Below are 11,655 nucleotides of genomic sequence, written 5' to 3'. Positions count from 1 at the left end.
CGAATCCCGGACTCACGGACCCCGGCCGCTGCAGCGCCCCGGGCCACGGGGGAAGATGCACGGGCGTCCCCCCAGCGGTCAAGGAGGCCCCATGCCCACCACCCCACCCCCGAGTTCACCCCCACCCCCGAGTCGCCCCCCGACCCCACCCCCGCCTCTCAGGAACTGGGCCGGGAACGTCGCCTTCGCCCACACGGCGGTGCACCGGCCCTCGACCCTGGACGAACTGCGCCGCCTCGTCCGCGACAGCCCCAGGATCCGCGCCCTCGGCAGCGGCCACTCCTTCAGCAGGGTGGCCGACTCCGACCACGAGCTGGTCCGCCTCGACGGGATGCCGCAGGACATCGTCCTCGACCCCGGGGCGGGGACCGTCGAGGTGGCCGCCGGCACGAGCTACGCCGACCTCTCCGCCGCCCTGCACCGGGACGGGTTCGCCCTCGCGAACATGGCCTCCCTGCCGCACATCTCCGTCGCCGGGTCGTGCGCCACCGGTACCCACGGCTCCGGGGACGGGCAGCGCTGCCTCGCCGCCTCCGTGCGGGCCGTGCAGATGGTCGGACCGGAGGGCGACCTCGTGGAGCTGGCCCGCGACACCGATCCCGACACGTTCCCCGGCGCGGTGGTCGCCCTCGGCGCGCTCGGCGTCGTCACCCGGCTCACCCTGGACGTCGAGCCCGCCTTCGAGGTCGCCCAGCGCGTCCACCTCGACGTGCCCCTGGACGCGGTGGCCGAGCGGTTCGACGCGGTGTTCGGCGCCGCGTACAGCGTGAGCGCGTTCACCGACTGGGACCGGGACACCGCCGACGTGTGGCTCAAGCACCGGACCGACCTGCCCGAGCGCCCGTGGGAGGGCGGACGGCCGGCGGATGGACCGGTGCACCCCGTGCCGGGCATGCCGGCGGAGTCCTGCACCGTGCAGCTGGGGGTCTCCGGGCCCTGGCACGAGCGGCTTCCGCACTTCCGGCCCGACGTGACGCCGAGTGCGGGCGACGAGCTCCAGTCGGAGCTGTACCTGCCGAGGGAGCAGGCGGCGCGGGCCTTCGCCGCCCTGCGCGGCATCGGGCACAAGGTGGCCCCGCTCCTGCACGTGTCGGAGGTGCGCACGGTGCGCGGGGACGACCTGTGGCTGAGCCCCGCGTACGGCCGCGACTCCGTGACGTTCCACTTCACCTGGGTCAGCGACGCGGAGGCGGTGGTGGCCGTCCTGGCCGAGGTGGAGGCACTCCTGGCGCCCCTGGGCGCACGGCCGCACTGGGGGAAGCTCACCACGCTGTCGGCCGGGGAGGTCGTCGCGGGGTACGGGCGCGCGGACGACTTCGCCCGCCTGGCGCGGAGCATGGACCCCGGCGGCACGTTCCGCAACGCCTTCACCGACGCGCTGTTCCCCCGGGGATGAGCGCGGGCGGCCCCGCGGCACCGATATTCCGGTGCCGCAGGGCCGCCCGTCGTCGCGGGAGGGCCGGGAGAGCCGGTCCTCCGGACCCGCCGCCGTCCGCGCCGGCCCCCGAAGGCGGTGCGGACGGCGGGAGCGGGCCTCAGTCCGTGCCGGACTCCAGGGCGGCGTGGTCGAGCCACTCCTCGTCGGCGGCCTGGCCGCGGGAGGCGATCGCCTCGGCGCCGCCCTCGGGCATCGCGCCGATCAGACCAGTCGCCGCGGCCTGGGCGGCGCCGATCGAGGTCGGGTGGGCGTCGCCGCTGCCGACCATGCCGATCCTGGCGTAGTCCTCCAGCTTGGCCCGCGAGTCGGCGATGTCGAGGTTGCGCATGGTGAGCTGGCCGATGCGGTCGCCGGGACCGAACGCGGAGTCCTCCGTGCGCTCCATGGACAGCTTGTCCGGGTGGTAGCTGAACGACGGCCCGGTGGTGTCCAGGATCGAGTAGTCCTCGCCGCGGCGCAGCCGCAGGGTCACCTCGCCGGTGACGGCGGTGCCCACCCAGCGCTGGAGCGACTCGCGCACCATCAGCGCCTGCGGCTCCAGCCAGCGGCCCTCGTACATCAGCCGGCCCAGGCGGCGGCCGTCGTTGTGGTAGCTGGCGAGGGTGTCCTCGTTGTGGATGGCGTTGACCAGGCGCTCGTAGGCGGCGTGCAGCAGGGCCATGCCCGGGGCCTCGTAGATGCCCCGGCTCTTGGCCTCGATGACCCGGTTCTCGATCTGGTCGGACATGCCCAGGCCGTGCCGGCCGCCGACGGCGTTGGCCTCCAGCACCAGGTCCACGGCGGTGTCGAACCTGCGGCCGTTGATGGTCACCGGCCGGCCCTGCTCGAAGCCGATCGTGACGTCCTCGGGGGCGATCTCCACCTCGGGGTCCCAGAACCGCACGCCCATGATGGGGTCGACGATCTCGATGCCGGTGTCGAGGTGTTCGAGGGACTTGGCCTCGTGGGTGGCGCCCCAGATGTTGGCGTCGGTGGAGTACGCCTTCTCCGTGCTGTCCCGGTAGGGCAGGTCGCGCTCGGCCAGCCACTCGGACATCTCCTTGCGCCCGCCGAGCTCGTTGACGAAGTCGGCGTCGAGCCACGGCTTGTAGATGCGCAGGGAGGGGTTGGCGAGCAGGCCGTAGCGGTAGAACCGCTCGATGTCGTTGCCCTTGTAGGTGGAGCCGTCGCCCCAGATCTGCACGCCGTCGTCGAGCATGGCGCGGACCAGGAGGGTGCCGGTGACGGCGCGGCCGAGCGGGGTGGTGTTGAAGTAGGGGCGCCCGCCGGACCTGATGTGGAACGCGCCGCAGGCCAGGGCGGCGAGCCCTTCCTCGACCAGGGCGGCGCGGCCGTCGACCAGTCGGGCGACCTCCGCGCCGTAGGCGTTGGCGCGGCCGGGCACCGAGGCGATGTCGGGCTCGTCGTACTGGCCGATGTCGGCGGTGTACGTGCAGGGAACCGCGCCCTTTTCACGCATCCACGCGACGGCCACGGACGTGTCGAGGCCCCCCGAGAAGGCGATTCCGACGCGTTCGCCGACAGGAAGGGAAGTGAGTACCTTGGACATGAAAATAAGTATGCAGAAAAATGAATGAACATGCAATCTGGGGCGGTGTCGGCACCGCGGATGTGGCCGTTCTCATCCCCGGGAACCGCGCCCCGGCGCCCGCCCGCCCGGTTCCGACCGTGCGCCGCGCCCCGGCCGCACGACCTGTCCCGCACGCCCGCGCCCGCCCCAGCGAGGGCCGGGCCGTGCGACGGCGGCGGGGCGGGCCGCGTCCCCGCGACCCGCCCCGCGCCCCTCCGTCACCGTTCCGCTTCGAGGTGCCTCCAGCGCACCGGGTCGAACGCCGCGGACGTGCCCCCGCCCTCGCGGGAGGCCCCCGACGGCGCACGGGCGCCGGCGCACTCCAGCACCAGCATCTCCGGGTCCCCCGGGGCGAACGCGTAGTCCACCCGCTCCACCCGGGAGGGGACGCCGCACCCCGCCAGCGCCTCCCGCATCCGCTCCAGCGCCGGATACCGCTTGTTGCTCGTGTGCTGGAACAGGGGGTACAGCCGCACCTGTCCACGGGACACGCGCACCAGCTCCAGGAGCGCGTCCCGGTGCCACCCCTCGCCCAGCTGCTCGCCGTAGGAGAACAGCAGGTGGGAGCTGAGCACGAGGTCGAACGAGCGGTCCGCGAACGGCAGGTCCGGCAGCGACCCCGCGACGTACCTCCCGGGCCGCGCCGCGACGTCCGCGCCGAACGCGCGCGCCGAGCGCGAGCGCAGCCGCGTGTACCGCGCCGGGCCGCCGAACCAGCTCCAGTCGTACTCCCCGGCGCGCTCGACCAGCTCCGCGTGCTTGTGCTCGTTCTCCCGCAGGGCCAGCTCCCCCAGCCCCTCCCGGCCCGGCCCGTACTGGGGGTCCACGGCCACCGCGTCCGCGCCCCGGGCCCCGGCCTCCGCCACGAAGCCCGCGGCACCGCCGGGGCAGTCCAGGATCCGCAGCGACAGGTCGTGGTCCGAGAGCGAGAACATCGCCCGGTACTCCTCGAAGGAGCGCGCGCTCACGAACACCCGCTCACCCCCGCCCGACGAAGGGCATCGTCGTCGGCAGCACCGTCAGGTACTGCACGTTGGCCTCCAGGGGCATCGACGCCATCAGCAGCAGCGACTCCGTGAACCTCTCCACGGGGATGGTCTGCTCCACCGCCATCGTCCCGTCGGCCTGCATCGCGGGCGGCTGCGGGCCGCCGTCCGCCGGGGCCACGTTGCCCACGTCGATCTGCCCGCAGGCGATGCCGTGCTCCCGCCCGTCCAGGGACAGGGCCCGGGTCAGGCCCAGGACCGCGTGCTTGGCCGTGGTGTAGGCGACGGAGTGGGGCCGCGGCACGTGGGCGGACGGGGCCCCGTTGTTGATGATGCGCCCGCCCGGCGGCGACTGCCCGCGCATCACGCGGAACGCCTCCTGCGCGCACAGGAAGGTCCCGGTGACGGTGGTGTCCATGATCCGCCGCCAGTCCTCCACCGCCACCTCCTCCACGGGCGTGCGGGGGACCGCCGCCCCCGCGTTGTTGAACAGCAGGTCCACCCGGCCGAACCGCTCGCGCACCGCGGCGAACAGCGCCTCCACCTCCGCGGGGCTGCGGATGTCGGTCGGCACGGCCAGGACCCGGTCGGCGTCCGGCCCGGCGAGGCCGACGGTCTCCTCCAGCGCCTCCTTGCGGCGCCCGGCCACCGCCACCGACCAGCCGTCCGCGAGCAGGGCGAGCGCGGCCGCCCGGCCCAGGCCGCTCCCGCCCCCGGTGACCACGGCGGTCCCGCGCGCGTGCGCCCGGACCGCGTCCCGTCCCCCCGCGCGCCCCGGCGCGCGGTCCTCCCCGCGGGGGCTCACCGGCTGCCCGTGTTCATCCACGCCCGCAGCACCCGGCGCGCGCGGGGGCCGGGCTCGTCCACGTAGGGGGAGCGCCCGTGCAGGACCCTGCTGTTGCGGATGAGCAGCAGGTCGCCCGCCGCCAGCCGCAGGCCGAAGGCGATCTCCGGCCGGTAGAGGACCTCGTCGAGGACGTCGAGGGCCTCCCACTGGCGCTCGGTCAGCGGCGGCCCGCCCCTCTCCGGCGAGGTGCGCACGGTACGGGTCTGGTAGTAGCAGCCCACCGTCCCGTCCTCCTGGGTGAACAGGATCGGGGAGACGATGACCTGCTGCCCGGCCCGCCCCGTCCGGTCGAAGGTCCAGTCCTCCTCCAGGGTCGCCAGGACGTCCGGGCGCTCCCGCTCGATGATCTCCCGCACGTACCGCGCGCTCGCCAGCTTGGTGTCGCCCCCGCCCAGCACCGCGGGCTGTAGGCAGAGCAGGACGAGCACGTCGCAGGTGTCGCAGTGGAACCCCAGCTCGGTGGCCCCGTCCCCGTCCCGGTCGCGCAGGACCTGCCACAGGTCGCCCTGGGCGTTCTGCGGGATGATCTCGCCGAAGTCGCGCATCACGAAGGACAGGGCCTCCACGATCTCCCCGCCGTCCGCGGACGCGTCCATCAGGTTGGGCACGTGGGCGAAGCCCACCGAGCGGATGCTCTCCTCCGTGAAGGCGCGGAGCCCGTCGCGCACGTGCGCGGCCCCGTCCCACCTCCCGGCGGTGGCGTCCGCCCAGAGCAGGCGCCTGTCCTCGTCCCCGAGCGGCTGCGACCACAGCGCTCGACGGGTGTCCAGGGTCGTGCTGCCCCAGCCGATCTCGGTCACGGTGTCATCGGTCATGGTGAGGATCGTTCCCTTCGTCGTGAACATCGGCACCCGGTTCCGGCAGGAAGCCGACACCGGCGGCCCACGCCATGGCGGCGGACCACCACGCGGGGGTCGGCGGGGCGAAGCGCACGCCGACACGGTCGAGCGCGGCCGCGGTGGAGGAGCTGTCCACCACGACGTTGCGGTCCTCCAGCTGCGACCACGCCGAGGCCAGCCGAGCGGCGGTCGGCCTGGTCCGCTCCACCCGGGCCAGGGCGGCGGCGAACGCGTCCTCTCCGGTCAGCTCGATCGGGTAGCCCAGGCCGACGAGCCAGGACACGAGCTCGTCGTGGGGCACCGTGTGCGGCGTCTCGACGTGGTAGGCGCCCGGTGCCGCGTACGGGTTCGTCACGATCGCCGCGATTCCGGCCGCCACCGTGTCGACGTGGGAGAACGCGAAGGTCTCCCCGGGCCGGCTCGGCGCCGCCCCGGCCAGGACGTAGCCGCGGACCAGCTGGTAGACCCTGTTGTCCTCCACGTTGGCCTGGAAGGCGCCCGTGGCGCTGTGCGCCGCGACGTGCCCGCTGCGGTGGACGTAGCACTGGCGGCCCGACGCGGCCCAGGAGCGGACGGCCTCCTCGGCCGCGAACTTGGTCCTCTCGTAGGGGGTGCGGAACCCCTGGCCGATCCGCAGGTCCGCCTCGCTGAACCGGCGGACCGGCCCCTCCACCCCGCCGGCGACGGCCAGGGTCGACAGGTGGTGCAGCCGGGCGCCGGGGACCTGCGCGTCGACCCACCCGAGCAGCCGCCGGACCGCGGCGACGTTGGTCCGCTCCAGGTCGGCGGGCGGGGCCACCAGGCGCACGTCCGCGGCGGCGTGCACGACCACCTGCACGTCCCGCACGCGGGCGAGGGCCTCGGGGGACAGGCCCAGGCCCTCGCGGTCGATGTCGCCCGCGACCACGTCGAACCCGCCCCGTCCGGCGACGGCGCCCTCCGGTCCCGGGGGGAGCCGCAGCGCGGCGTCGGCGTCGCGTTCGCCCCGCACCAGGCACGTGACCCGGGCGCCCCGGGCCGTGAGCGCGGCGAGCAGGTGCCTCCCCACGTAGCCGGTGGCCCCGGTGAGCAGGGCCCGCACCGGTTCGCCGGTGACCCGTGCGCGCGGCGCGGGCTGGACGGAGCCGTCGTACAGCAGTCGGCCGGAGGTCGAGACGGGGGACCTGGTGTGGGGCAGGGGAGTGGCGCCCGCCTCGGCCGCCACGGCGCGGCCGAAGGACGCGACGACGCCGTGGGCCGCGTCGTGGGACAGCCGCGGCCACGCGTACACGAGGTCGGTCACCAGCCGCCCCTCGACGATGCGGGCGGTCAGGCGCATCCGGTACAGGGGATCGCCGTCCGGGCAGCGCGCCGCCCCGCCCGCCTCGGGCGCGACGGACCACCGCAGCGACGGCTCGTCGGGCAGCTCGAACGTGCCCAGGAAGTTGAACCCCACGTCGGGGCGCGGACCCGGCGCGTCCATCGGCAGCTCCGGGGCCTCCCGCACGCGGCGCTCGACCTCGCCCACCCGCTCGGCCGCGGTGTCCGCTCCCGCCGGGCGGCCGTCCGGGCCCCACAGGGCCCCGGCGGCGGTCCGGGCGGCGCGGTCGTCGCGCCGGGACCCGCGGACGGTGTCCGCCGGCCCGGCCCGCACCGCCCGGACGGGGTGGTCGACGACCACGTGCTTGACCGCCGTGAACCAGCCGACGGTGTCCATGTGGTCGCCGCCCTCGCCGGTGGTGTCGCGGCCGTGGGTCTCCACCTCCACCCCCAGGCGCGACCGGCCGCTCCAGCGCAGGGCGGCCTCGGCCAGGGCCGTCAGCAGGAACGCCTCCAGGCGCTGGGCCCGCCCGTGGCGCCGGACGAGCCGGGCGGTGGCGCTCTCGTCCAGGGCCCAGGTGAGGGCCACCGGTTCGGTGGTCCCGGCGGGCTCCGGCACGGCCCGCTCCGGTGCGGGGGGAGGCGGCGGGGCCTTCGCCGCCCACCGGTAGAAGTCGGCCGTGGGCGGCAGGTCGGACCGCTGCCCGGAGAGGGCCGCCCGGTAGGCGTGGGCGAGGTCGTCGAGCAGGATCCGCCAGGAGAGGCCGTCGACGGCCAGGTGGTGGACGATCACCGCGAGCCGGTCCCGGACGCCGTGCCCGCCGGAGAAGAGGTGGACCCGGATCAGGCGCCCGGCCCGCGGGTCCATGCCGCGCTGCAGCTCCGAGCACGTGGCCTCGACCGCCTCAGCCAGCTGGCCCGTGGTGCGGGGCAGGGAGGAGAAGGTCACCGCGTCCACGTCGCCGGCGGGGCGGGGGACCCCGGGGCCCTCGGGGCCCACCGGCTGCCGCAGCGCCGGGTGGCGCCGCAGCACGTCCTCCACCGCTGCGGAGAGGGCCGCCGCGTCCACCGGCGTCCCGCAGCACAGCACGGCGGACTGGTTCCAGTGCCGGTGGTCCCCGAGGCGCTGCCGGAACAGCCAGCGCTGGGCCGGCGCGAGTGCGCCGCCCTCCCCGGGCCCCTCGGCTCCCGCGCCTCGGTCGTCCTCCGCGTCCTCGCCCGCCGGCCGTGCGGCGGAGGCCAGCAGCATCGGGGTCGGGTTCCGGTAGAAGTCCTCGAACGCCACGCGGTACCCGGACCGCCGCAGCAGCGTGACCGTGCGCATGGCCAGGATCGAGTCGCCGCCGAGTTCGAGCACGTCGGCGTGCGGGTCCACGAAGGGCAGGCCCAGCGCGCCCGCCCACAGCTCCGCGACCGCCCGCACCAGGGGCATCCCGATCGGCTCCGGAGCCGCGTCCCGGCCGGGGGCGGCCCGCCTGCCGCCGCTCTCCAGGACCCCGTCCACGACCGCGGCCAGGCGGTCGCGGTCGAGCTTGCCGTTCGGCCCGGTGGGGAAGTCGGGCAGGGCGACGATCGGCTGCGGGATCGAGTACCCGGGCAGCCTGTCGCGCAGGTGGGAGCGGAGCGCGTCGAGCACCACCCCCTCGTCGTGCCCGGCCGCCGGGCGCACCGCGGCCAGGAGCTGTCCCCCCGAGGAGGTCTCCCGCACGAACACCGCGGACTGGCCGACGCCGGGGAACTCGCCTATCACCCACTCCACCTCGGCGGGGTCCACCCGGAAGCCCCGGATCTTGACCTGGCGGTCCGTCCGGCCCGTGAAGACGAGGTTCCCGTCCGGGCGGCGGCGGCACGTGTCGCCGGTGCGGTACACCCGCTCCCCGTCGTGCCGGACGAAGCGCAGCGCCGTCTCGTCGGGGCGGCCGTGGTAGCCGGCGGTGACCCCGCGCCCGCCGATGAGGAGCTCCCCCTCCACCCCGTCGGTGACCGGCAGGCCGTCGGGGCCGAGCAGGCGCAGGGAGACGTCCCCGAGCGCCGTGCCGACGGGGACCGTCGCCTCGTCCGCCGGGAGGTCGGCGGGGGAGGACGCGACGAAGCACGTCGCGCCGATCGTGGTCTCCGTGGGCCCGTAGTGGTTGACCACGCGGTCCGCCACGCCCCCGGCGAGGAGGCCGGCGGCGAGGGAGCGGGGGAGCGTCTCACCGCCCAGCAGCAGCGTGCCCAGCGGCGGGCTCCCGGGGGGCCTCCCCTCCAGCAGGGCCGTCAGGTGGGAGGGGGTCGTCTTGAGCACCGACACCCCGGCGCGGGCCAGGGACGCCCAGAACGCCTCGGGGTCGCGGGTCTCGTGGTCGGGCACCACGTGCACCGAGCCGCCCGTGGCGAGGGCGAGCAGCCACGAGGTGTGGCCGAGGTCGGCCGCCATCGTCGTGACGTGCGCGACGCACGGCGCGTCCGCGCGGGTCAGCCCCAGCCGGCGGCGCAGCGAACGGGCGTAGTGGACGGCGTTGGCGTGGGTCACCGCGACGGCCTTGGGCTCCCCGCTGGACCCCGACGTGAAGGACAGGTAGGCCGCGTCCGAGGCCGGTTCGCTCCCCGGCGAGGCGGACGGCACCGGCGGGTCGACCGGTCCCGCGGCGGCCAGCGCGTCCACGTCCAGCACCTCGGCGCGGTACCCCTCGGGCGCCGGCACCGCCCCGTCGGTGCCGAGCACGTGCCGCACGGCGACGGCGTCCAGGCGCGCCCGCACGTCGGGCGCGCTCCACGAGGGGTCGATGAGCACCGCGGCGGCGCCCGAGCGCAGGACGCCGTACAGCAGTGCGCACACGCGGCCGTCGCGGGGGCCGATCACCGCCACCCGGTCGCCGCGTCCGGCGCCCAGGCCGTGCAGGTGGGCGGCGACGCGACCGGACGCGGCATGGAGCGCGCGGTAGTCGAGGGAGCGGACGCCGTCGGTCAGCGCCGTCCGGTCCGGATGGGACCGGGCCCCCCGGGTGAGCAGGTCGGGGAGGGAGAGCGCGGGACGCATCGTACGGGTCAAGGGCGTGGGCCTCCGGTTCGCGCGGTGTCGGGGCGGCGGTGTCGTGGATGCGTGGCCGGGACGGGGGAGCCGGCCACGAACGCCTCCAGCGGCTCCCCGGGGGACAGGCGCCGGGACAGCTCCCAGGCGATCATGCGGTGCAGGCCGTCCAGGTGGATGAGGCCGGTGCGGACGCGGAGGTCCCCGTAGTCGGAGTGCGGCACCGGGCGGGTGCTCAGGTAGACCGGGGTCAGGGGCGCGCTCCGCAGCAGCTCCAGCTTCCGCGCGCAGACCGGGTTGGCCGCGGCCATGCCCGGACCGCCCGCGCGGATCCGGTCCGCGGCCTCGCCGACCGTCAGGCCGGACCGGGGCACCAGCTCGACCGCGCCCCCCTCGCTCAGGTGCCAGGGCAGGACCACGCCGAGCACCTCCTCCCTCGTCAGCCGGACCAGGGACCAGGCGCCGAGCAGGTCCTCGGCCATGGCCAGGGCCTTTTCGCCGTCACGGTTGGAGTTGGCCGCGTGGGGCCGGTCGGCGGGATGGTCGCGCAGGTACACCGCCCTCACCTGGTCGTACGTGACCGGGTGGACGAGCCTCACGCGGTGGCCCCCCGCTCGGCCGCCGCGTACTCGGTGAAGTGCCGGGCGGAGAACAGCTCGGGCCACCGCCCGCCGCCCAGGTCGAGCTCGCGGGCGCGGGAGAGCATGTACCGCCAGTAGGGCTTGACGGGCCGCCACCGCGCGCCGGCCTGGCAGTACGACGCGTCGACGAAGTAGCGGGGGCGGGAGGGTGCGGGGCCGGCGGGTCTGCGGGCGTGGAACAGGGCGGAGTTCATCAGCACGGTGGAACCGGGAGGGAGGCTGTCGATGACGACCTCGCCCGGAAGCTCCGCGGTCCCCAGGTGGGCGCGGGCCGTCTTGTCCGCGTGCTCGCGGTGGGAGCCGGGCAGGACCGCGAGGCTCCCGACGGTCCGGTCGAGGCCGCCGAGGTAGTGCAGGGCGTGCACCATCAGCAGGTCCGGGTCCTCCCGGTCGTTGGGCTCGTGGTCGTGGTGCCAGGGCTTGCCGGTGGTCGCGGCCCCGTGCCGGTCGCTGTGCAGGTGGTGGAAGACGAAGGAGGGGCCCATGAGCTCGGACAGGACCTCCAGCAGCGGCTCGTGGGTGAGGAGCCGCCCGTGGGCGGGCAGCTCCAGCTCCAGGAGCGGGGGAGGGCCGTGCACGTCCGGGGCCAGGCAGGCGGCGATCGAGCGGTCGCGCAGGCCCTCGTCCACCCAGCGGTCGACCTCGGGCAGGAGGCTGCCGAGGAGGGGGTCGGGGAGCAGGCCCGGGAGGACGAGGTATCCGGATTCGGCGAACTGTTTCTGCCGCGTGGTGACGGTGTCGCCTTCCTGGGGAAACGCATGCATCAGGATATCGCCCCTGTTTCGCACGTTGGTGGTGGGCCGTTCGCGTGGCACGAGCGGGACGCTCGCGAAATATCGATCATGGACCGGTTATGCGCATGTGGGCGGTGCTCGGCTCCTCGTGCTTGCCGGTCATGATCTCGGGGAACGGCGGGAGAGCAAGGCCGGCGGGGGACGCCGGGCCGAAGGTCGCCAGTATTAGTTTCCATTTGCTTCGGGCGATGTCAAGGGAAACCAGGAAATACCGCTGCGACCTGCCGG

General features: G+C 75.3%; 8 protein-coding genes. 1 reads left to right on the top strand and 7 read right to left on the bottom strand.

Translation table 11 applies throughout. The features are described from left to right. Nucleotides 1–91: 91 nt before the first annotated feature. Nucleotides 92–1,396, top strand: coding sequence for an FAD-binding protein (locus ACFQBR_RS08780; RefSeq protein ID WP_378552743.1), 1,305 nt, complete (start codon nucleotides 92–94; stop codon nucleotides 1,394–1,396). 139 nt (nucleotides 1,397–1,535) lie between these two features. On the opposite strand, the gene argG is transcribed toward ACFQBR_RS08780, so the two are convergent. From argG to ACFQBR_RS08745, 7 genes are all read right to left on the bottom strand, one after another. Then, nucleotides 1,536–2,987, bottom strand: a complete 1,452-nt coding sequence (gene argG / locus ACFQBR_RS08775; RefSeq protein WP_344177337.1) for an argininosuccinate synthase — start codon at nucleotides 2,985–2,987, stop codon at nucleotides 1,536–1,538. A 239-nt stretch (nucleotides 2,988–3,226) separates the two neighbouring features. Further along, nucleotides 3,227–3,982 (bottom strand): methyltransferase domain-containing protein, encoded by a 756-nt coding sequence (locus ACFQBR_RS08770; RefSeq protein WP_344177335.1) that lies wholly within the window; start codon nucleotides 3,980–3,982, stop codon nucleotides 3,227–3,229. 4 nt (nucleotides 3,983–3,986) lie between these two features. Beyond that, complete coding sequence (locus ACFQBR_RS08765) at nucleotides 3,987–4,718, bottom strand: SDR family oxidoreductase (protein ID WP_378552840.1); 732 nt, start codon at nucleotides 4,716–4,718, stop codon at nucleotides 3,987–3,989. 77 nt (nucleotides 4,719–4,795) lie between these two features. Then, nucleotides 4,796–5,656: a TauD/TfdA family dioxygenase gene (locus tag ACFQBR_RS08760; RefSeq protein WP_344177333.1), complete on the bottom strand. Its 861-nt coding sequence runs from the start codon at nucleotides 5,654–5,656 to the stop codon at nucleotides 4,796–4,798. Further along, nucleotides 5,646–10,013, bottom strand: coding sequence for an AMP-binding protein (locus ACFQBR_RS08755; protein WP_378552738.1), 4,368 nt, complete (start codon nucleotides 10,011–10,013; stop codon nucleotides 5,646–5,648). Before ACFQBR_RS08755 ends, ACFQBR_RS08760 begins: the two co-directional genes overlap by 11 nt. Beyond that, nucleotides 10,010–10,591, bottom strand: a complete 582-nt coding sequence (locus ACFQBR_RS08750; protein ID WP_344177331.1) for a DUF6309 family protein — start codon at nucleotides 10,589–10,591, stop codon at nucleotides 10,010–10,012. The genes ACFQBR_RS08755 and ACFQBR_RS08750 overlap by 4 nt, the downstream gene beginning before the upstream one ends. After that, nucleotides 10,588–11,397: a phytanoyl-CoA dioxygenase family protein gene (locus tag ACFQBR_RS08745; RefSeq protein ID WP_344177329.1), complete on the bottom strand. Its 810-nt coding sequence runs from the start codon at nucleotides 11,395–11,397 to the stop codon at nucleotides 10,588–10,590. The genes ACFQBR_RS08750 and ACFQBR_RS08745 overlap by 4 nt, the downstream gene beginning before the upstream one ends. Nucleotides 11,398–11,655 lie beyond the last annotated feature (258 nt).

It is taken from the genome of Nocardiopsis tropica, assembly GCF_042660575.1.
Lineage (GTDB): Bacteria > Actinomycetota > Actinomycetes > Streptosporangiales > Streptosporangiaceae > Nocardiopsis > Nocardiopsis tropica.
Note: the sequence above shows the minus strand (reverse complement) of the source record. Positions and strands in the feature narration are given on the sequence as shown.